We start from the raw sequence: 20,130 nt of genomic DNA on the forward strand, positions 1-20,130 counted from the left end.
CTTTGGCAAAAAAGACCAATTTACTTTGGAGCATGGCTCCTGCAATAAATTGCCTATTTTTGCTCTTGCTGTTACGCTCTCTGTATCATGTATTAACTAGCAAGTGCAACTTGCAAACTACTAGTAAGAGGAGAAAAATAAAATGGTTATGACTGACCCAATCGCAGACTTCCTAACTCGTATTCGTAACGCTAACCAAGCAAAACACGAAGTACTTGAAGTACCTGCATCAAACATTAAAAAAGGGATTGCTGAAATCCTTAAACGCGAAGGTTTTGTAAAGAACGTAGAAATCATCGAAGATGACAAACAAGGCATCATCCGTGTATTCCTTAAATACGGACCAAACGGTGAAAAAGTTATCACTAACTTGAAACGTGTTTCTAAACCAGGACTTCGTGTCTACAAAAAACGTGAAGATCTTCCAAAAGTACTTAACGGTCTTGGAATTGCTATCCTTTCAACTTCAGAAGGTTTGCTTACTGATAAAGAAGCTCGCCAAAAGAATGTTGGTGGGGAAGTTATCGCTTACGTTTGGTAAAATCAAGATACAAAGCTCGTAAAGAACAAAGCAAAATTAGGAAGTTGGAGCAGTTTGCTTACAAACAAGCCAACTTATCTATTTTGCACAGTTCTTAGAGCGTGTTCAGTTCAGCTCTTGAACTAAATAAGTATCTTAACCCCGTGAAAACTGGCCTTTATGGCCTGACAATTTAACAGGAGAATAAAAACATGTCACGTATTGGTAATAAAGTTATCGTGTTGCCTGCTGGTGTTGAACTCACTAACAATGACAACGTTGTAACTGTAAAAGGACCTAAAGGAGAACTTACTCGTGAGTTCTCAAAAGATATTGAAATCCGTGTGGAAGGTACTGAAGTAACTCTTCACCGTCCAAACGATTCAAAAGAAATGAAAACTATCCACGGAACTACTCGTGCACTTTTGAACAACATGGTTATTGGTGTTTCAGAAGGATTCAAGAAAGAACTTGAAATGCGTGGGGTTGGTTACCGTGCTCAACTTCAAGGAAACAAACTTGTTTTGGCTGTTGGTAAATCACATCCAGATGAAGTTGAAGCTCCAGCAGGAATTACTTTTGAACTTCCAAACCCAACGACTATCGTTATCAGCGGAATTTCAAAAGAGGTAGTTGGTCAAACAGCTGCTTACGTACGTAGCCTTCGTTCACCAGAACCATACAAAGGTAAAGGTATCCGTTACGTTGGCGAATATGTTCGTCTTAAAGAAGGTAAAACTGGTAAATAATGTTGAGTGGTTGATTTTCAACCACCAACCTCATTACCAACTTTGTGCATAGCACACGATTTAAAATTAAAGAGGTGAAAACTGTGATTTCTAAACCAGATAAAAACAAACTCCGCCAAAAACGCCACCGTCGCGTTCGCGGAAAACTCTCTGGAACTGCTGATCGCCCACGTTTGAACGTATTCCGTTCTAATACAGGCATCTACGCTCAAGTGATTGATGACGTAGCGGGTGTAACGCTCGCAAGTGCTTCAACTCTTGACAAAGAAGTTTCAAAAGGAACTAAAACTGAACAAGCCGTTGCTGTCGGTAAACTCGTTGCAGAACGTGCAAGTGCTAAAGGTATTTCTGAAGTGGTGTTCGACCGCGGTGGATATCTATATCACGGACGTGTGAAAGCTTTGGCTGATGCAGCTCGTGAAAACGGATTGAAATTCTAATAGGAGGACACTAGAAAATGGCATTTAAAGACAATGCAGTTGAATTTGAAGAACGCGTAGTTGCTGTTAACCGTGTTACAAAAGTTGTTAAAGGTGGACGCCGTCTACGTTTTGCAGCTCTTGTGGTTGTTGGTGACCACAATGGTCGCGTAGGATTTGGTACTGGTAAAGCTCAAGAAGTTCCAGAAGCAATCCGTAAAGCAGTAGACGATGCTAAGAAAAACTTGATCGAAGTTCCTATGGTTGGAACAACAATCCCACACGAAGTTCTTTCAGAATTCGGTGGAGCTAAAGTATTGTTGAAACCAGCTGTAGAAGGTTCTGGAGTTGCCGCTGGTGGTGCGGTTCGTGCCGTTGTGGAATTGGCAGGTGTTGCTGATATTACATCTAAATCACTTGGCTCTAACACTCCAATCAACATTGTTCGTGCAACTGTTGAAGGTTTGAAACAATTGAAACGCGCTGAAGAAGTTGCTGCCCTTCGTGGTATTTCAGTTTCTGATTTGGCATAAGAAAGGGGATAAAATGGCTCAAATTAAAATTACTTTGACTAAGTCTCCAATCGGACGCATTCCATCACAACGTAAAACTGTTGTAGCACTTGGACTTGGCAAATTGAACAGCTCTGTTATTAAAGAAGATAACGCTGCAATCCGTGGTATGATCACTGCAGTATCTCACTTGGTAACAGTTGAAGAAGTAAAATAATAATATTTAGGGGATGTGCATCTACTCATCCCCTAAAACTAGATATAGTCATCTTAAATGACTCAGTATAGGCGAGTTGATAGGAGAGACAACCTTTTCTCTCTTATCGGCGCTAGCATTTTACAAAAGAGGAGAAAATATATAATGAAACTTCATGAATTGAAACCTGCAGAAGGTTCTCGTAAAAATCGTAACCGTGTAGGTCGTGGTACTTCATCAGGTAACGGTAAAACATCTGGTCGTGGTCAAAAAGGTCAAAAAGCTCGTAGCGGTGGCGGAGTACGCCTTGGTTTTGAAGGTGGACAAACTCCATTGTTCCGTCGTCTTCCAAAACGTGGATTTACTAACATCAACGCTAAAGAATATGCGATTGTTAACCTTGACCAATTGAACGCCTTTGATGACGGTGCTGAAGTAACTCCAGTGGTACTTGTAGAATCAGGAATTGTTAAATCTGAAAAATCAGGTATCAAGATTCTTGGTAACGGTGAGTTGACTAAGAAGTTGACTGTTAAAGCTGCTAAGTTCTCTAAATCAGCTGAAGAAGCTATCACTGCTAAAGGTGGTTCAGTTGAAGTCATCTAAGTGAGGTGACCTATGTTTTTTAAATTACTGAGAGAAGCACTCAAAGTTAAACAAGTACGATCAAAAATTTTATTTACAATTTTTATTGTCCTTGTATTTCGTATCGGAACTAGTATCACTGTTCCTTGGGTAAATGCCAATAGCTTAAACGCTTTGAGCGGTTTATCCTTCTTAAATATGTTAAGCTTGGTGTCAGGTAATGCCATGAAAAACTTCTCAGTGTTTGCACTTGGTGTTAGTCCTTACATTACCGCTTCAATCGTTGTCCAACTTCTACAAATGGATTTATTGCCGAAGTTTGTAGAGTGGGGGAAACAAGGGGAAGTTGGTCGAAGAAAGTTAAATCAAGCAACTCGATACATTGCGCTTATACTTGCATTTGTTCAATCTATCGGAATTACTGCTGGATTTAACGCTCTTTCAGGAGCTAAACTTTTAACTACTGCCTTGACTCCGCAAGTGTTTATTATGATTGGTATCATTTTAACTGCGGGAAGTATGATAGTAACTTGGTTGGGAGAGCAGATTACAGATAAAGGATACGGTAACGGTGTATCAATGATCATCTTTGCCGGGATTGTTGCTTCAATTCCTGACATGATTAAAGGCATTTATGTTGATTACTTTGTCAATGTACCAAGTGATCGCTTCACTTCGTCACTAATCTTTGTTGGTATTTTAATTGTTGCAGTTTTGTTGATTATCTATTTCACAACGTACGTGCAACAAGCTGAGTACAAAATCCCAATCCAATATACAAAGGTAGCACAGGGTGCACCATCTAGTTCATATCTTCCATTGAAGATAAATCCAGCTGGAGTTATTCCTGTTATCTTTGCTAGTTCCATTACAGCAGCGCCAGCGGCAATACTTCAGTTTGTAAGTGCAACTGGACTAAACTGGGAATGGGTTCGTACTGCTCAAGAGATGTTATCTACATCAGCTCCTACAGGAATTGCTTTGTATGCTCTGCTAATTATTCTCTTTACTTTCTTCTATACATTTGTACAGATTAATCCAGAGAAAGCTGCAGAAAACTTACAAAAGAGTGGAGCCTATATCCACGGTGTCCGTCCTGGTAAAGGAACAGAAGAGTATATGTCAAAACTTCTTCGTCGCCTTGCAACAGTAGGTTCACTTTTCCTTGGTGTGATTTCTATCTTACCAATCGTAGCTAAAGATTTATTTGGTCTTTCAGAAGTTGTCGCTTTTGGGGGAACAAGTTTGCTAATCATTATCTCTACAGGTATTGAAGGAATTAAGCAGTTAGAAGGATATCTATTGAAACGTAAATATGTTGGTTTCATGGATAGAGCAGAATAAATGTAATAGAAATATTCATTCACTATTACTTAGAGAGTGGAGTGTAAAAATCAAAGACCTTGTCAGATTTTTTACTCCTCTCTTCTATTTTGTTTTTAAGTAAGAGTAGAAAATATTTGTACTTCTACTTAAAAATAAAATAAGGAGATTGAATCATGAATCTTTTGATTATGGGATTACCTGGGGCAGGTAAAGGTACCCAAGCAGTAAAAATTGTAGAACAATTTAACGTTGCACATATCTCTACAGGGGATATGTTCCGTGCAGCTATGGCCAACCAAACTGAAATGGGTGTTCTTGCTAAATCTTATATCGATAAAGGGGAGCTAGTTCCAGATGAAGTTACAAATGGTATCGTCAAAGAACGTTTGGCTCAGGATGATATTAAGGAAAAAGGATTCCTTTTGGATGGTTTCCCACGTACTATTGAACAAGCCCATGCGTTGGATCAAATTTTAGCAGATCTTGGTATTGAACTTGAAGGGGTTATTAATATTGAAGTGAACCCAGATTCCCTTTTGGAACGTTTGAGCGGTCGTATTATTCACCGCATCACTGGAGAAACTTTCCATAAAGTATTTAACCCACCAGTTGATTACAAAGAGGAAGATTACTACCAACGTGAAGATGATAAACCAGAGACTGTTAAGCGTCGTTTAGATGTGAACATTGCTCAAGGTGAACCTATTATTGCTTACTATCGCAACAAAGGCTTAGTGCATGATATCCAAGGGAACAAGGATATTGATGAAGTCTTTGCAGATATCGAAAAAGTATTGACAAATTTGAAATAAAAGCGTTTTTCATGCTTGCAAAATGTCTCTACAAATGTTATACTGAGTTAGTCTGACTTATAATTGTTGTCTCTGTGTCTAGAGGCATCAAATCGAAATTTATGGAGGTACTTTTGCGTGGCAAAAGACGATGTGATTGAAGTTGAAGGTAAAGTAGTTGATACTATGCCGAATGCAATGTTTACGGTTGAACTTGAAAATGGACATCAGATTTTAGCAACAGTTTCTGGTAAAATTCGTAAAAACTATATTCGTATTTTAGCGGGAGATCGTGTTACTGTTGAAATGAGTCCATACGACTTGACACGTGGACGCATCACTTACCGCTTTAAATAATCGAAAAACTTGGAGGGATAAGAAATGAAAGTAAGACCATCGGTCAAACCAATTTGCGAATACTGTAAAGTAATTCGTCGTAATGGTCGTGTTATGGTAATTTGCCCAGCGAATCCAAAACACAAACAACGTCAAGGATAAGATAGAAAGGAGAAAACATGGCTCGTATTGCTGGAGTTGATATTCCAAATGACAAACGCGTAGTTATCTCATTGACTTATGTCTATGGTATCGGACTTGCAACATCTCAAAAGATTTTAGCAGCTGCTGGAGTTTCAGAAGATATTCGTGTTCGTGATCTTACATCTGATCAAGAAGATGCTATCCGTCGTGAAGTGGATGCAATTAAAGTTGAAGGTGACCTTCGTCGTGAAGTGAACTTGAACATCAAACGTTTGATGGAAATCGGTTCATACCGTGGAATCCGTCACCGTCGTGGACTTCCTGTCCGTGGACAAAACACTAAAAACAACGCTCGCACTCGTAAAGGTAAAGCTGTTGCGATTGCTGGTAAGAAAAAATAATATAGGAGGTAAAAGTCTTGGCTAAACCAACACGTAAACGTCGTGTGAAGAAGAATATCGAATCTGGTATTGCTCATATTCACGCTACATTTAATAACACTATTGTTATGATTACTGATGTGCATGGTAATGCAATTTCTTGGTCATCAGCTGGTGCTCTTGGTTTCAAAGGTTCTCGTAAATCTACACCATTTGCTGCTCAAATGGCTTCAGAAGCTGCTGCTAAATCTGCACAAGAACACGGTCTTAAATCAGTTGAAGTTACTGTAAAAGGTCCAGGCTCTGGTCGTGAGTCAGCTATTCGTGCTCTTGCTGCCGCTGGTCTTGAAGTAACAGCAATTCGTGATGTGACTCCAGTGCCACACAATGGTGCTCGTCCTCCAAAACGTCGCCGTGTATAATCATTACCTTTACACTGCTTTTCGTTTAAGAGGGAGTAACTAAATGATCGAGTTTGAAAAACCAAATATAACAAAAATTGATGAAAATAAAGATTATGGCAAGTTTGTAATCGAGCCACTAGAACGTGGATACGGTACAACACTTGGTAACTCTCTTCGTCGTGTACTACTTGCTTCTCTTCCAGGAGCGGCTGTTACCTCTATCGATATCGATGGTGTATTACATGAATTTGATACCATTCCAGGTGTTCGCGAAGACGTGATGCAAATCATTCTGAACATTAAAGGAATTGCGGTTAAATCTTATGTAAAAGACGAAAAGATCATTGAACTTGATGTTGAAGGACCTGCTGAAGTAACAGCTGGGGATATTTTAACTGATAGCGATATTGAAATCGTAAATCCAGATCATTATCTTTTCACAATCGGTGAAGGATCATCGCTTAAGGCCACAATGACTGTTAACAGTGGTCGTGGATATGTACCTGCTGATGAAAATAAGAGAGATAATGCACCTGTTGGAACACTTGCTGTAGATTCTATTTATACACCAGTTACAAAAGTCAACTATCAAGTTGAACCTGCTCGTGTAGGAAGCAATGATGGTTTCGACAAATTAACCCTTGAAATCTTGACAAATGGAACAATTATTCCAGAAGATGCTTTAGGGCTTTCAGCACGTATTTTGACTGAACACCTTGATTTGTTTACAAATCTTACAGAAATTGCTAAGTCAGCAGAAGTGATGAAAGAAGCAGATACTGAATCGGACGACCGTATTTTGGAACGTACGATTGAGGAACTTGATTTGTCTGTGCGTTCATATAACTGTTTGAAACGTGCTGGTATTAATACTGTGCATGATTTGACAGAAAAATCTGAAGCAGAGATGATGAAAGTAAGAAATCTTGGACGCAAGAGTTTGGAAGAAGTGAAACTCAAACTCATTGATTTGGGTCTTGGATTAAAAGATAAATAAAGGAGGAATACATGGCTTACCGTAAACTAGGACGCACTAGCTCACAACGTAAAGCAATGCTTCGCGATTTGACAACTGACCTTTTGATCAACGAATCAATCGTGACAACTGAAGCTCGTGCTAAAGAAATCCGTAAAACTGTTGAAAAAATGATTACTCTAGGTAAACGTGGTGATTTGCATGCACGTCGTCAAGCTGCTGCTTTTGTACGTAATGAAATCGCATCTGAAAACTATGATGAAGCAACTGATAAGTATACTTCTACTACAGCACTTCAAAAATTGTTCTCAGAAATCGCACCTCGTTATGCTGAGCGTAACGGTGGATACACTCGTATCCTTAAGACTGAACCACGTCGTGGTGATGCAGCGCCAATGGCGATCATCGAATTAGTATAAAATCATCAATTTTGTTGAGTGTTATGATGATGGAGCCTTGTGGCTCTTAGTCTAGCTCTGGTCTACCGCTAGGATTTATATCCTAGCGGGAACACTCATCATAAGATGATAGGGTAGACGCTTGTTTACGAAATTGTTTTTAGCTTAAGAACAATTTCGTAAGCAGGCGTTTTTGCGTATTTTTATCTGAAATATGCTATACTAGTGAAATAGAAAACCAAAATACTTCAGTTTTTCTAAATTTAATAAGTAGAGGAAAAGTATGAAAGCTATTATAACTGTTGTTGGAAAAGATAAGGGTGGTATTGTTGCAGGTGTTGCGACTAAGATTGCTGAATTAGGATTAAATATTGATGATATTTCACAAACTGTCTTGGATGAGTTCTTTACCATGATGGCTGTAGTATCCAGTAATGAAAAACAAGATTTTACTCAACTAAGAAATGAGTTTGAAGCTTTTGGCCAGACCTTGAATGTTAAAATTAATATTCAAAGTGCAGCAATTTTCGATGCTATGTATAATATCTAGGAGGCGTTTATGGATATTAGACAAGTTACCGAAACAATTGCAATGATTGAGGAGCAAAATTTCGATATTCGTACCATTACCATGGGTATTTCGCTCTTGGATTGTATTGATCCAGATATTGATAAGGCTGCAGATAAAATATATAAAAAGATTACAACTAAGGCGGCGAATTTAGTTGCTGTCGGTGATGAAATCTCTGCTGAGTTAGGTATACCCATTGTCAATAAACGTGTATCAGTAACACCAATCTCTCTAATTGGTGCTGCTACAGATGCAACAGACTATGTACCGTTAGCCAAAGCTTTGGATAGAGCAGCAAAAGAAATTGGTGTTGATTTTATTGGTGGCTTTTCTGCCTTAGTTCAAAAAGGTTACCAAAAAGGAGATGAAATACTCATCAATTCGATTCCGCGTGCTTTAGCTGAGACAGACAAAGTTTGTTCTTCAGTAAATATTGGATCAACTAAGTCTGGAATCAATATGACCGCAGTTGCCGATATGGGACGAATCATTAAGGAAACTGCTAATCTTTCTGATATGGGAGCTGCTAAATTAGTCGTTTTTGCCAATGCAGTTGAAGACAATCCATTTATGGCAGGAGCTTTTCATGGAGTTGGCGAAGCTGATGTTATTATTAATATTGGTGTGTCAGGTCCTGGTGTAGTTAAACGTGCCTTAGAAAAAGTTCGTGGGCAAAGCTTTGATGTAGTGGCAGAGACTGTTAAGAAAACAGCTTTCAAGATTACCCGGATTGGTCAATTAGTTGGACAGATGGCTAGTGAAAGACTAGGTGTTGATTTTGGTATTGTTGATCTAAGTTTAGCTCCGACTCCAGCAGTTGGGGACTCTGTAGCTCGTGTTCTGGAAGAAATGGGACTTGAAACAGTTGGGACTCATGGGACCACTGCCGCTTTAGCTCTTTTAAATGACCAAGTAAAAAAAGGCGGAGTGATGGCTTGCAACCAAGTTGGAGGTCTGTCAGGAGCTTTTATCCCAGTTTCAGAGGATGAGGGTATGATAGCCGCAGTGCAGAATGGTTCCCTAAATCTTGAGAAATTAGAAGCCATGACAGCTATCTGTTCAGTTGGCTTGGATATGATTGCTATCCCTGAAGATACACCTGCCGAAACCATTGCGGCTATGATTGCGGATGAGGCAGCAATTGGTGTCATTAATATGAAAACAACGGCTGTTCGTATCATTCCAAAGGGTAAAGAAGGCGATATGATTGAGTTTGGAGGCTTACTGGGAACAGCCCCAGTTATGAAAGTCAATGGGGCTTCATCAGTCGACTTTATTGCTCGTGGAGGTCAAATTCCAGCTCCAATTCATAGTTTTAAAAATTAATAAAAAAATGAAATGGTTTAAGGTCAATTTAAGGATAAGTGTGTATACTAGAATCATTAAATAAAGACCTCCTAACTTTATTTAATAGAAATCCTAAACTTTTTCATAATAATCTCCTACAAAAGTCGCTCGTAAGAGTGGCTTTTGTTTTGTATCTTCAAAAAAGTAGGAAAATGTCATTTATTCTTGTTAATTTTTTTAAAATGGTTACTTTTTTGTAGTCAAAGTAGTCTAAAACCTTGCCATGATTGGCTTTTTGAAAAATTATGGTATAATAGTAGTAGTTTTATTAGATGGAGTAGGATTTTTGAGAAAAAGCTTTCGTGTAAAAAAAGAGAAAGATTTTAATGCAATATTCCAAGAAGGGAAAAGTGTAGCTAATCGTAAATTTGTTGTTTACCGATTAGAAAACAGTGAGCAACATTTTAGAGTTGGTTTATCTGTCAGCAAAAAATTAGGAAATGCTGTGACGAGGAACCAAATTAAAAGAAGAATTCGCCATGTTTTGATTACACATAAGGATCAGATAATCGAGAATCTCGATTTTGTTGTAATTGCCCGCAAAGGTGTAGAAGAAATGAACTACACCGAGATTGAGAAAAACCTACTACATGTATTGAGATTAGCAAATATATACCAGGAAGGAAATGAGAGTGAAGAAGAAATTACAATTGACTAGTTTGTTGGGTTTGTCCTTGTTGGTAATGACTGCTTGTACAACTAGTGAAGTGTCTGCTGATTCGACAGACTTTTGGAGTAGACTTGTTTATTTTTTTGCTGAAACCATTCGTTTTTTGTCATTTGATGTCAGCATTGGTCTAGGTATTATTCTGTTCACAGTTTTGATCAGAACAATACTATTACCAGTCTTTCAAACACAAATGGTGGCATCCAGAAAAATGCAAGAGGCGCAACCTCTTATAAAAGAATTACGTGAGCGTTATCCGGGGCGCGATATGGAAAGTCGTACCAAGCTGGATCAGGAAACACGTAAACTATTTAAAGAATTAGGCATAAAGCAATCTGCATCATTTTGGCCACTCTTGATTCAAATGCCAATTCTATTGGCTCTGTTCCAAGCTTTATCAAACGTAGATTTTTTGAAGACTGGCCATTTCTTGTGGTTCAATCTAGGTGGAGCTGATACAACTTTCGTATTACCTATTTTGGCTGCCCTATTCACCTTCCTCAGTAGCTGGCTTTCAAATAAAGCTTTGCCTGAGAAAAATGGTGCCATGACGGGTATGATGTATGGGATGCCTGTTATAATCTTCTTTTTTGCAATTTCTGCTCCAAGTGGTGTCGCTCTTTACTGGGCAGTTTCAAATGCTTATCAAGTATTGCAAACCTATATTTTGAACAATCCTTTCAAGATTATTGCTGAACGCGAAGCCGGGGTTCAAGCTAAGAAAGATTTAGAAGTTAAGAAAAGAAAAGCTTTGAAAAAAGCACAGAAAAAGAAAAAGTAAGGAGGAATCTAGTAATGGTATTATTTACAGGTTCAACTGTTGAAGAAGCAATCCAGAATGGATTAAACGAATTAGAAATTCCTAGAATGAAAGCTCATATCAAAGTTATTTCTAGAGAGAAAAAAGGTTTTTTAGGTTTCTTTGGTAAGAAACCAGCCCAGGTTGATATTGAACCAATCAGTGAGACAACTGTCGTAAAAGCTAATCAGCAAGCTATCAAAGGTGTTCCAAAAGAAATCAATGAACAAAATGAACCCGTTAAGACAGTGAGTGAAGCAACAGTTGACTTAGGTCATGTGGTTGAAGCTATTAAGAAAATTGAAGAAGAAGGTCAAGGGGTTTCTGACGAAGTTAAGGCTGAAATTTTGAAAAACGATAAAGAAGCTAGCACTATTTTGGAAGAAACTGGACATATCGAAATTTTGAAAGATTTGCAACCTGAAGAAGTTGAAGAACAATCAGAAGCCAACCAAGTTACGGAAGCTGATGAGAGCTCTAATCTTGAGGACCTTGGCATTCAGGTAGAGGCAACCTATGATATAGATCAAGTCGTTGAAGACGTTACTGGTTATGTTCAAGGAATCATTGATGATATGGATGTTGAAGGGACCATTTCAAGCACTTCTAATCGTCGTTCAATCAATATGCAGATTGATACAAATGAGCCAGGGCGTATCATTGGATACCATGGTAAAGTTTTGAAATCTCTTCAACTTTTGGCACAAAATTATCTTTATAACCGTTATTCAAAAACTTTCTACATCACCATCAATGTTAATGATTATGTAGAGCATCGTGCAGAAGTTTTACAGAGTTATGCTCAAAAATTAGCGACACGAGTTCTTGAAGAAGGGCGTAGTCAAATGACGGATCCGATGTCAAGTAGTGAACGAAAAATTATTCACCGTATTATTTCACGTATGGAGGGACTCACTAGTTATTCAGAAGGTGACGAACCGAACCGTTACGTAGTTGTCGATACAGAGTAAAATAGAAATAAAAATCAGGGTTTCCCTGATTTTTCTAATATAGAAGGAAGCAAATGAGAGAAATAAAAGATTATCTTATTTATGAAGGAGAACAATATCGGAGTCCTGAAAAGGCTGAGGATGCCAAGGATAGAATGCTATCTCTAAGAAAAAAAGGCCAAGTGGCACGAAAAACATTTACTCAAATAGCCAAACTTTTTCAAGAAATGCATTCTGATTGGGACTTGCATCCAACTAGTCAGTGGATGAATCAGGCTCAACGTCTTCGCCCTCATTTTTGGGCCTATTTACAGGCAGATGGATCAGTTTCAGAGCCAATGCTGGCTCTCCGTTTATACGGAAATGCGAATAATTTTGGTATTTCCCTTGAAGTCAGTTTTATTGAAAGGAAGAGGGATGAGAATTCATTGAAGAAACAAGCAAAGGTATTGACTATTCCAGTGACCCAAGGGGTATATTATTGGGTTCAGGAAGATGGTGAGAGCTATAGAATAGAAGCTACCGAAGAAAATAGAAACTTCTTACAGAGTCAACTTGATAGTTCTAGGATTCGTAAAGTATTAGTTAAGACCGATGTTCCTATTAGTTCTGAAACTAGCATTGATGCGTTACTAGTAGACTTAGAAATAGCTTATCAGAGGTTATTGCCCTACTATCAAGCTACTAGGAACTAGACTCTTCGGGCTAGCCATTTTATAGTAAATTGTATTATTGCTATTCTATCTGTTTTTTCATATAATAGTAGAATAGGGTATGTGATAAAATTATCACCTTAAATAGAAAGGAAATTCTATGTCAAATCTATCTGTTAATGCTATTCGTTTCTTAGGTATTGACGCTATTAATAAAGCTAATTCAGGTCACCCAGGGGTGGTTATGGGTGCGGCTCCGATGGCTTACAATCTTTTTACAAAAAATCTTCGTATCGATCCAGCACAGCCAAACTGGATCAACCGTGATCGTTTTATTCTTTCAGCAGGTCATGGATCAATGCTCCTCTATGCTCTTCTTCACCTATCTGGATTTGAAGATGTAAGCATGGATGAAGTGAAGAACTTCCGTCAATGGGGCTCAAAAACCCCAGGGCATCCAGAGTTCGGTCATACAGCAGGAGTCGATGCGACTACAGGTCCTCTTGGACAAGGAATTGCGACTGCGACAGGTTTTGCACAAGCAGAACGTTTCTTAGCAGCCAAATATAATCGTGAAGGCTACAATATCTTTGATCATTATACTTATGTGATCTGTGGAGATGGGGACTTGATGGAAGGTGTATCAAGTGAAGCAGCTTCATACGCAGGTTTGCAAAAACTAGGCAAGTTGATTGTTCTCTACGATTCAAATGACATTAACTTAGATGGTGAAACAAAAGATTCATTTACAGAAAATGTTCGCGCTCGTTACAATGCTTATGGTTGGCATACAGTTTTAGTAGAAGATGGGACAGACTTAGAAGCTATTCAAGCAGCTATCGAAGAAGCTAAGGCTTCAGGGAAACCATCGTTGATTGAAATTAAAACAATCATTGGTTATGGTTCTCCTAATAAACAAGGGACAAATGGAGTGCACGGTGCTCCTCTTGGTGCTGATGAAACTGCAGCAACCCGTCAAGCTCTTGGTTGGGACTATGAGCCTTTTGAAATCCCAGCGGAAGTTTATGCTGACTTCAAAGAAAATGTGGCGGACCGAGGTGCTGAAGCATACCAAACTTGGAAAAAAATTGTTGCTGATTATAAGGAAACTTACCCAGAACTCGCATCAGAAGTGGAAGCAATCATTGATGGACGTGATCCAATTGACTTGAAACCAGAAGATTTCCCAGTGCTAGAAAATGGTTTCTCTCAAGCAACTCGTAATTCTAGCCAAGATGCTTTGAATATTGTAGCAGAAAAAATGCCAAACTTTTTGGGTGGCTCTGCCGATCTTGCTCATTCAAATATGACTTATATTAAGACTGATGGACTTCAAGACGATGCGAATCGTTTGAATCGCAATATCCAATTCGGTGTTCGTGAATTTGCCATGGGTACAGTTTTGAACGGGATGGCTCTCCATGGTGGACTTCGAGTTTATGGTGGAACATTCTTTGTCTTCTCTGACTACTTGAAAGCTGCTGTACGCTTGTCAGCATTACAAGGTCTTCCTGTAACCTATGTCCTTACTCATGATTCTATTGCGGTCGGTGAAGATGGACCAACTCATGAACCTATTGAACATTTAGCAGGTCTTCGTGCTATTCCAAACTTGAATGTCTTCCGTCCAGCAGATGCACGCGAAACACAAGCAGCTTGGTATTTGGCTGCGAAAAGTAAAACTACACCAACAGCTTTGGTATTGTCGCGTCAAAACTTGACTGTAGAAGAAGGGACAGATTTTAACAAGGTTGCTAAAGGAGCCTATGTTGTATACGAAAACGCAGCAGATTTTGACACTATCTTGATTGCAACGGGTTCAGAAGTGAACCTTGCAGTTTCTGCAGCTAAAGAATTAGCAAGTCAAGGTGTTAAGGTGCGCGTGGTAAGTATGCCTTCAACGGATGTTTTTGATGTTCAAGATGCGGCTTATAAAGAAGAAATCCTACCAAATGCAGTTCGTCGTCGTGTAGCAGTTGAGATGGGTGCTAGCCAAAACTGGTATAAATATGTTGGACTTGATGGCTATGTTCTTGGTATCGATAGCTTTGGAGCTTCTGCGCCAGCACCAAAAGTTTTAGCAGAATACGGCTTTACCGTAGAGAATCTTGTAAATATTGTTAAAAACTTGTAATGAGAAAATCAGAGCTTTGCTCTGATTTTTTCTTCGGATAAATACAATGTGCAATCTTGTAAAAACCGTTAAAATTTGATATAGTAGTTCTATCTGAAATACAAAGGAGTAAAAAAATGGGTGGTGGGAATTTTACATTCTTTATAGTGCTTGCAGGGATGCTAGCCTTGATGTTTTTCATGCAACGTTCTCAACGTAAACAAGCTGAAAAACGTATGGAGAGCCTCAACAAACTTCAAAAAGGCTACGAAGTCATTACTATCGGTGGTTTATACGGTACAGTCGACGAAGTTGATACTGAAAACAAAACGATTGTACTTGATGTAGACGGAGTATACTTGACTTTCGAATTAGGTGCAATTAGAACAGTTTTGCCAGTTAAAGAAGCTGTCACACCTGAAGGTGCAGTTGTTGATGGTGAAAGCGCGATTGAAGAATAAAACGGGGTGGATCTCATACCCCTTTTTCTATGAAGATGGGGAACAATAATGAAGAAAGTTGTTTTTGTATGTCTTGGTAATATTTGCCGTAGTCCTATGGCAGAATTTGTTATGAAATCTTTAACCGATGATTATGAGATTGAAAGTAGAGCAACTTCTTCTTGGGAACATGGCAACCCAATTCACAAAGGAACTCAGAAAATTTTTAAAGCTCATGAGATTCCTTACGACTCATCAAAAACATCACAGCAAATTTCTAAGGATGATTTTGAACATTTTGACTATATTCTTGGAATGGATGAGTCTAATGTTTCTGATTTACTTAAGATGTGTCCTAGCGCTTATCGACACAAGATATATCCTTTTGCTGAGGAAAGTGTTCCAGATCCTTGGTATACAGGTGATTTTGAAGAAACATACAACCGAGTATTAACTGGCTGCCAAGCTTGGTTAGCTCGTTTAGAAAATGAGACTAAAAATGGATAATATAAAAAAACTCTATGAAAAATATCGTGTTTACCTAACACGTCCTCGTTTAGAGATTGCAACAGTGGTAGTTATAGGCTTGTGTGCTATCTTTGTTATATACAGCAGTCTACCTAAAAAGGGTGTTCTCAAACTTGACGGAGATACGATCGTTTATGATGGAAGTCTGGTCCGTGGCAAAATGAATGGACAAGGGACTCTTACTTTTCCTAATGGAGATACCTATACTGGAGATTTTAGCAATGGCGCCTTCAACGGAAAGGGAACTTACCAATCCAAAGATGGTTGGGTTTATGAGGGTGACTTTGTGAATGGGCAGGCAGAGGGAAAAGGAAAATTAACAACTGAACAACAATTGGTCTATGAAGGTGACTTCAAGCAGGGCCTATTCCAACAATCAAAATAGCTTCTTTCTAAAGGAGCTTTTTTGATTGCCCAAATAGTTTTAGAGAAGCTCAATCCCCCGTAATAAAACTAGTTCCTAAAAAAATTTATGAAAATCTATGTGAAACTATTTACAAAATTCTAAAAAAGAGTTATAATAAACTTGTGAAAAATTTAACAAGGGAATAAATTCCTTTAAAGCTATGGAGGAAAATATGGCTGATAAAAAAACTGTAACACCTGAACAAAAACAACTTGCTGCAGAGAAACACGTAGATGGTTTGGTACAAAAAGGTTTAGTTGCACTTGAAGAAATGCGTAAGTTGAACCAAGAACAAGTTGATTACATCGTAGCGAAAGCATCAGTTGCAGCACTTGATGCACACGGAATTCTTGCTCAACATGCAATCGAAGAAACAGAACGTGGTGTATTTGAAGATAAGGCTACAAAGAACTTGTTTGCTTGTGAACACGTAGTAAACAACATGCGTGGTGTGAAAACTGTTGGAGTTATCGAAGATGATCCAATTACTGGCTTGACTAAAATTGCAGAACCTGTTGGAGTTATCTGTGGAGTTACACCTACAACAAACCCAACATCTACAGCAATTTTTAAAGCTTTAATCTCATTAAAGACACGTAATCCAATCGTCTTTGCTTTCCACCCATCTGCTCAAGAATCTTCTGCACACGCTGCGCAAATCGTTCGTGATGCTGCGATTGCTGCTGGAGCTCCTGAAAACTGTGTTCAATGGATTACAGAACCATCTATGGAAGCAACAGCTGCTCTTATGAATCATGATGGTATTGCAACAATCCTTGCAACTGGTGGGAATGCTATGGTTAAGGCGGCTTACTCATGTGGTAAACCAGCTCTTGGGGTAGGTGCCGGAAACGTTCCTGCCTACATCGAAAAATCAGCTGACCTTCGTCAAGCAGCTCATGACATCGTTATGTCTAAATCATTTGACAATGGTATGGTCTGTGCATCAGAGCAAGCAGTTATCATTGACAAAGAAGTTTATGATGAATTTGTAGCAGAATTCAAATCTTACCACACTTACTTTGTAAACAAAAAAGAAAAAGCTCTCCTAGAAGAATTCTGTTTTGGTGCTAAAGCAAATAGCAAGAACTGTGCTGGAGCAAAATTGAACGCTGACATCGTTGGTAAACCAGCAACATGGATTGCAGAACAAGCCGGTTTCTCAGTTCCAGAAGGAACAAATATCCTTGCTGCAGAATGTAAGGAAGTTGGAGAAAACGAGCCTTTGACTCGTGAAAAATTGTCACCAGTCATTGCAGTATTGAAGGCTGAAGACACTGAAGACGGACTTAAGAAAGCTCGTCAAATGGTTGAGTTCAATGGTCTTGGTCACTCAGCAGCTATCCATACAAAAGACGAAGAACTAGCTAAACGCTTTGGTACAGAAATCAAAGCAATGCGTATTATCTGGAACTCTCCATCTACTTTTGGTGGTATCGGTGATGTTTACAATGCCTTCATCCCATCATTGACACTTGGATGTGGTTCATACGGACGCAACTCAGTTGGTGATAACGTGAGCGCTATTAACCTTCTAAACATCAAGAAAGTAGGGAAACGTAGAAATAATATGCAATGGTTTAAAGTTCCTTCAAAAATTTACTTCGAACGAAATTCTATCCAATACCTTCAAACCTGTGAAGATATTGAACGCGTTATGATCGTTACTGACAAATCAATCGAAAAACTTGGTTTTGTTCAACGTGTTATCGATCAATTGAACGCTCGTAACAACCGTGTAACTGTCCAAGTCTTCTCAGATGTTGAACCAGATCCAGATATCACAACTGTAGAACGTGGTACTGAGGTTATGAGAGCATTTGAACCAGATACAATCATTGCTCTTGGTGGTGGTTCACCAATGGATGCGGCTAAAGTTATGTGGCTCTTCTACGAACAACCAGAAGTCGACTTCCGTGACTTGGTTCAAAAATTCATGGATATCCGTAAACGTGCCTTCCGCTTCCCATCACTTGGTAAGAAAGCGAAGTACATCGGTATCCCAACAACTTCAGGTACAGGTTCAGAAGTAACACCATTTGCCGTTATTTCTGATAAGAAAAACAACCGTAAATATCCTTTGGCTGACTATTCATTGACACCAACTATTGCGATTGTTGACCCTGCTTTGGTTGAATCAGTTCCAGATTTCATTACTGCTGATACAGGTATGGACGTCTTGACTCACGCAACTGAAGCTTACACTTCAAACTTCGCTAACGACTACACAGATGGTATCGCCCTTCAATCAATCAAACTTGTCTTTGAATGGTTGGAAAAATCTGTTAAGACAGCTGATCCAGAAGCTCGTGAGAAAATGCATAATGCCTCTACAATGGCAGGTATGGCCTTCGCCAATGCCTTCCTTGGTATGAGTCACTCAATGGCCCACAAGATCGGTGCGGTTCACCACACTGTTCACGGACGTACAAATGCAATCTTGCTTCCATACGTAATCCGTTACAACGGAACTCGTCCATCTAAGACTACTACATGGCCTAAATACAACTACTGGAAAGCTGATGAGAAATTCCAAGACATCGCGAAAATGCTTGGCTTGCCTCACTCAACTCCAGAAGAAGCAGTTGAAGCATACGCTAAAGCTGTTTACGACCTTGGTGTTGCAGTAGGTATCAAGATGAACTTCAAGGATCAAGGAATCGATGAAAAAGCTTGGAAAGACAGCTTGCATGAAATTGCCTTGCTTGCTTATGAAGACCAATGTTCACCTGCTAACCCACGCTTGCCAATGGTAGCTGACATGGAAGAAATCATGGCAGATGCTTACTATGGCTATGCAGAACGTCCAGGACGTCGTAAATAATTGATTATCAGCCAGAGACAGGAGTGATCCTGTCTCTTTTTTGTAATTCCTTTTGGGAAATGGTATAATAATCGCATATATTTATTTGAAAATCAAAGCTTTGATAATCGTGTGAGGGAGAAATGTAAGAGATGAATCAGCTAGGGAAAAAGGTAAGGCTTCATAGAGAGGAGAAAGGACTAAGTCGTCCAGTTTTTTGTGGAGATGAGTCAGAATTGTCAGTCCGTCAGTTGATCCGCATCGAAAAAGGAGAATTTCGTCCTACGATAAAAACACTAGAATATATAGCGAATAGGCTAGATATTCCATCCTATGTCTTAATGTCAGACTATAAGGAATTACCTAAACGTTACCAAGAATTAAAATACTTTCTTCTTCATCATCCTGACTATGGGGACAAAGAGTTGCAGGAACAGAAGGAAGAATATTTTGATGAGATTTTTGAGTGTTTTTATGATGATTTGTCACGTGATGAGAAAGTGCTAGTGGATTGTCTCCAAGCTATAGATGCTGTGAGGGCGACTAGTAATTCCTTATACGGAAGCAGTGTGCTTGAAAATGGTCTGCAGGACTTACTATCCAGAGATGTATATAAAGCGGAGGAACTATTAAGACTGAGGTTGTATTTTGTATGTAACTTGATGGATGGTTTGAAAGCAGGTGAAATAAAAGAATCTGAGTATGAGAATATTCTTTATTTTCATGAGAAACTAAGTTCGCAGATTGATAAGATAGAGTTTGATTGTTTAGACTTACTTAGAGATTCCTTACTAGCTTCTTTAACTTGTATAGAGATTATGGGGCTATTTCATTATTTTAAGAGAGCAGTTGAGACCTTAAATAGAATAGGACAAAAAACACGAGATTTTCAAAAACAACCGATTGTCTTGATGCTTGAGTGGAAATATTATATTCAGACGGATTATGATACAGCCAAACAAAAGTATGAAGAAGCAAAAATGATGGCGAGAATGTTTGGCAATGAGCAGTTACTAATTAGTTTAGATAATGAATGGGCTGAGGACCTAGAAAGATACCGTTAAATGGTTTATAGGAGTGACATTTCTGTCATTGGGGAAATGTCGCTTTTTTGTTA

General features: G+C 38.9%; 26 protein-coding genes. All 26 read left to right on the forward strand.

The window, feature by feature from the left end; translation table 11 throughout:
• Nucleotides 1-142: 142 nt before the first annotated feature.
• The 26 genes from rpsH to FN031_RS08335 all read left to right on the forward strand — a co-directional run bounded on the left by rpsH (nt 143) and on the right by FN031_RS08335 (nt 20,077).
• On the forward strand, nt 143-541 hold the full coding sequence (rpsH, locus tag FN031_RS08210) for a 30S ribosomal protein S8 (RefSeq protein ID WP_000245504.1): 399 nt from the start codon (nt 143-145) through the stop codon (nt 539-541).
• Between the two features lie 191 nt (nt 542-732).
• A complete protein-coding gene (rplF, locus tag FN031_RS08215; protein ID WP_075565061.1) occupies nt 733-1,269 on the forward strand; it encodes a 50S ribosomal protein L6 in 537 nt (178 codons plus the stop codon).
• Nucleotides 1,270-1,352: 83 nt separating this feature from the next.
• Entirely contained in the window at nt 1,353-1,709 is a 357-nt protein-coding gene (gene rplR / locus FN031_RS08220) for a 50S ribosomal protein L18 (RefSeq protein WP_004251098.1), read from the forward strand.
• 17 nt (nt 1,710-1,726) lie between these two features.
• On the forward strand, nt 1,727-2,221 hold the full coding sequence (gene rpsE / locus FN031_RS08225; RefSeq protein WP_000874196.1) for a 30S ribosomal protein S5: 495 nt from the start codon (nt 1,727-1,729) through the stop codon (nt 2,219-2,221).
• Nucleotides 2,222-2,234: 13 nt separating this feature from the next.
• A complete protein-coding gene (rpmD, locus tag FN031_RS08230; RefSeq protein ID WP_006154793.1) occupies nt 2,235-2,417 on the forward strand; it encodes a 50S ribosomal protein L30 in 183 nt (60 codons plus the stop codon).
• Between the two features lie 144 nt (nt 2,418-2,561).
• On the forward strand, nt 2,562-3,002 hold the full coding sequence (gene rplO / locus FN031_RS08235) for a 50S ribosomal protein L15 (protein WP_142559251.1): 441 nt from the start codon (nt 2,562-2,564) through the stop codon (nt 3,000-3,002).
• Between the two features lie 12 nt (nt 3,003-3,014).
• The gene (gene secY, locus FN031_RS08240; RefSeq protein ID WP_142559253.1) at nt 3,015-4,325 is read left to right on the forward strand and encodes a preprotein translocase subunit SecY; all 1,311 of its coding nucleotides are present in this window, start codon (nt 3,015-3,017) and stop codon (nt 4,323-4,325) included.
• Nucleotides 4,326-4,480: 155 nt separating this feature from the next.
• Nucleotides 4,481-5,119, forward strand: a complete 639-nt coding sequence (locus tag FN031_RS08245) for an adenylate kinase (protein WP_142559255.1) — start codon at nt 4,481-4,483, stop codon at nt 5,117-5,119.
• A 117-nt stretch (nt 5,120-5,236) separates the two neighbouring features.
• Complete coding sequence (gene infA, locus FN031_RS08250; protein WP_001029883.1) at nt 5,237-5,455, forward strand: translation initiation factor IF-1; 219 nt, start codon at nt 5,237-5,239, stop codon at nt 5,453-5,455.
• A 24-nt stretch (nt 5,456-5,479) separates the two neighbouring features.
• Nucleotides 5,480-5,596, forward strand: a complete 117-nt coding sequence (gene rpmJ / locus FN031_RS08255) for a 50S ribosomal protein L36 (protein ID WP_001808836.1) — start codon at nt 5,480-5,482, stop codon at nt 5,594-5,596.
• A gap of 17 nt (nt 5,597-5,613) precedes the next feature.
• On the forward strand, nt 5,614-5,979 hold the full coding sequence (gene rpsM, locus FN031_RS08260; RefSeq protein ID WP_004251117.1) for a 30S ribosomal protein S13: 366 nt from the start codon (nt 5,614-5,616) through the stop codon (nt 5,977-5,979).
• Between the two features lie 17 nt (nt 5,980-5,996).
• Nucleotides 5,997-6,380, forward strand: coding sequence for a 30S ribosomal protein S11 (gene rpsK, locus FN031_RS08265; protein WP_001118386.1), 384 nt, complete (start codon nt 5,997-5,999; stop codon nt 6,378-6,380).
• A 43-nt stretch (nt 6,381-6,423) separates the two neighbouring features.
• Nucleotides 6,424-7,359, forward strand: coding sequence for a DNA-directed RNA polymerase subunit alpha (locus tag FN031_RS08270; protein ID WP_142559257.1), 936 nt, complete (start codon nt 6,424-6,426; stop codon nt 7,357-7,359).
• Between the two features lie 11 nt (nt 7,360-7,370).
• The gene (gene rplQ / locus FN031_RS08275; protein WP_000331493.1) at nt 7,371-7,757 is read left to right on the forward strand and encodes a 50S ribosomal protein L17; all 387 of its coding nucleotides are present in this window, start codon (nt 7,371-7,373) and stop codon (nt 7,755-7,757) included.
• Between the two features lie 262 nt (nt 7,758-8,019).
• A complete protein-coding gene (locus FN031_RS08280) occupies nt 8,020-8,286 on the forward strand; it encodes an ACT domain-containing protein (protein WP_004251126.1) in 267 nt (88 codons plus the stop codon).
• A gap of 9 nt (nt 8,287-8,295) precedes the next feature.
• Nucleotides 8,296-9,633, forward strand: coding sequence for a PFL family protein (locus tag FN031_RS08285; RefSeq protein WP_142559259.1), 1,338 nt, complete (start codon nt 8,296-8,298; stop codon nt 9,631-9,633).
• A gap of 307 nt (nt 9,634-9,940) precedes the next feature.
• A complete protein-coding gene (rnpA, locus tag FN031_RS08290; protein ID WP_142559291.1) occupies nt 9,941-10,312 on the forward strand; it encodes a ribonuclease P protein component in 372 nt (123 codons plus the stop codon).
• Entirely contained in the window at nt 10,287-11,102 is an 816-nt protein-coding gene (locus FN031_RS08295; RefSeq protein ID WP_185928464.1) for a YidC/Oxa1 family membrane protein insertase, read from the forward strand. The genes rnpA and FN031_RS08295 overlap by 26 nt, the downstream gene beginning before the upstream one ends.
• 14 nt (nt 11,103-11,116) lie before the next feature.
• Nucleotides 11,117-12,091 carry an RNA-binding cell elongation regulator Jag/EloR gene (jag, locus tag FN031_RS08300; protein ID WP_142559264.1) on the forward strand — a complete coding sequence of 325 codons (975 nt, stop codon included), beginning with the start codon at nt 11,117-11,119 and terminating at the stop codon, nt 12,089-12,091.
• Nucleotides 12,092-12,144: 53 nt separating this feature from the next.
• The gene (locus FN031_RS08305) at nt 12,145-12,765 is read left to right on the forward strand and encodes a ribonuclease P (RefSeq protein WP_142559266.1); all 621 of its coding nucleotides are present in this window, start codon (nt 12,145-12,147) and stop codon (nt 12,763-12,765) included.
• A 118-nt stretch (nt 12,766-12,883) separates the two neighbouring features.
• The gene (gene tkt, locus FN031_RS08310; protein WP_142559268.1) at nt 12,884-14,857 is read left to right on the forward strand and encodes a transketolase; all 1,974 of its coding nucleotides are present in this window, start codon (nt 12,884-12,886) and stop codon (nt 14,855-14,857) included.
• 116 nt (nt 14,858-14,973) lie between these two features.
• Nucleotides 14,974-15,297: a preprotein translocase subunit YajC gene (yajC, locus tag FN031_RS08315; protein ID WP_142559270.1), complete on the forward strand. Its 324-nt coding sequence runs from the start codon at nt 14,974-14,976 to the stop codon at nt 15,295-15,297.
• Between the two features lie 48 nt (nt 15,298-15,345).
• Nucleotides 15,346-15,783, forward strand: coding sequence for a low molecular weight protein-tyrosine-phosphatase (locus FN031_RS08320; RefSeq protein WP_142559272.1), 438 nt, complete (start codon nt 15,346-15,348; stop codon nt 15,781-15,783).
• A complete protein-coding gene (locus FN031_RS08325) occupies nt 15,776-16,189 on the forward strand; it encodes an MORN repeat-containing protein (protein WP_142559274.1) in 414 nt (137 codons plus the stop codon). Before FN031_RS08320 ends, FN031_RS08325 begins: the two co-directional genes overlap by 8 nt.
• Nucleotides 16,190-16,382: 193 nt before the next feature.
• Entirely contained in the window at nt 16,383-19,034 is a 2,652-nt protein-coding gene (gene adhE / locus FN031_RS08330) for a bifunctional acetaldehyde-CoA/alcohol dehydrogenase (protein WP_142559277.1), read from the forward strand.
• Nucleotides 19,035-19,165: 131 nt separating this feature from the next.
• Entirely contained in the window at nt 19,166-20,077 is a 912-nt protein-coding gene (locus FN031_RS08335) for a helix-turn-helix domain-containing protein (protein WP_142559279.1), read from the forward strand.
• The last annotated feature ends 53 nt before the right edge of the window (nt 20,078-20,130 follow it).

The sequence above is a fragment of the Streptococcus mitis genome (assembly GCF_902159415.1).
Classification (GTDB): domain Bacteria; phylum Bacillota; class Bacilli; order Lactobacillales; family Streptococcaceae; genus Streptococcus; species Streptococcus mitis_BG.

Bases quoted from the DNA above. Each gene is read 5' to 3' on its own strand.
- rplF (WP_075565061.1), top strand. From the start codon at position 733: ATGTCACGTATTGGTAATAAAGTTATCGTGTTGCCTGCTGGTGTTGAA.
- jag (WP_142559264.1), top strand. From the start codon at position 11,117: ATGGTATTATTTACAGGTTCAACTGTTGAAGAAGCAATCCAGAATGGA.
- FN031_RS08320 (WP_142559272.1), top strand. From the start codon at position 15,346: ATGAAGAAAGTTGTTTTTGTATGTCTTGGTAATATTTGCCGTAGTCCT.
- FN031_RS08335 (WP_142559279.1), top strand. From the start codon at position 19,166: ATGAATCAGCTAGGGAAAAAGGTAAGGCTTCATAGAGAGGAGAAAGGA.
- rplO (WP_142559251.1), top strand. From the start codon at position 2,562: ATGAAACTTCATGAATTGAAACCTGCAGAAGGTTCTCGTAAAAATCGT.
- rpsH (WP_000245504.1), top strand. From the start codon at position 143: ATGGTTATGACTGACCCAATCGCAGACTTCCTAACTCGTATTCGTAAC.
- FN031_RS08270 (WP_142559257.1), top strand. From the start codon at position 6,424: ATGATCGAGTTTGAAAAACCAAATATAACAAAAATTGATGAAAATAAA.
- yajC (WP_142559270.1), top strand. From the start codon at position 14,974: ATGGGTGGTGGGAATTTTACATTCTTTATAGTGCTTGCAGGGATGCTA.
- FN031_RS08280 (WP_004251126.1), top strand. From the start codon at position 8,020: ATGAAAGCTATTATAACTGTTGTTGGAAAAGATAAGGGTGGTATTGTT.
- FN031_RS08285 (WP_142559259.1), top strand. From the start codon at position 8,296: ATGGATATTAGACAAGTTACCGAAACAATTGCAATGATTGAGGAGCAA.
- FN031_RS08305 (WP_142559266.1), top strand. From the start codon at position 12,145: ATGAGAGAAATAAAAGATTATCTTATTTATGAAGGAGAACAATATCGG.
- rpsE (WP_000874196.1), top strand. From the start codon at position 1,727: ATGGCATTTAAAGACAATGCAGTTGAATTTGAAGAACGCGTAGTTGCT.
- rpsM (WP_004251117.1), top strand. From the start codon at position 5,614: ATGGCTCGTATTGCTGGAGTTGATATTCCAAATGACAAACGCGTAGTT.
- secY (WP_142559253.1), top strand. From the start codon at position 3,015: ATGTTTTTTAAATTACTGAGAGAAGCACTCAAAGTTAAACAAGTACGA.
- adhE (WP_142559277.1), top strand. From the start codon at position 16,383: ATGGCTGATAAAAAAACTGTAACACCTGAACAAAAACAACTTGCTGCA.
- rplQ (WP_000331493.1), top strand. From the start codon at position 7,371: ATGGCTTACCGTAAACTAGGACGCACTAGCTCACAACGTAAAGCAATG.
- rpmJ (WP_001808836.1), top strand. From the start codon at position 5,480: ATGAAAGTAAGACCATCGGTCAAACCAATTTGCGAATACTGTAAAGTA.
- FN031_RS08245 (WP_142559255.1), top strand. From the start codon at position 4,481: ATGAATCTTTTGATTATGGGATTACCTGGGGCAGGTAAAGGTACCCAA.
- tkt (WP_142559268.1), top strand. From the start codon at position 12,884: ATGTCAAATCTATCTGTTAATGCTATTCGTTTCTTAGGTATTGACGCT.
- FN031_RS08325 (WP_142559274.1), top strand. From the start codon at position 15,776: ATGGATAATATAAAAAAACTCTATGAAAAATATCGTGTTTACCTAACA.
- rpmD (WP_006154793.1), top strand. From the start codon at position 2,235: ATGGCTCAAATTAAAATTACTTTGACTAAGTCTCCAATCGGACGCATT.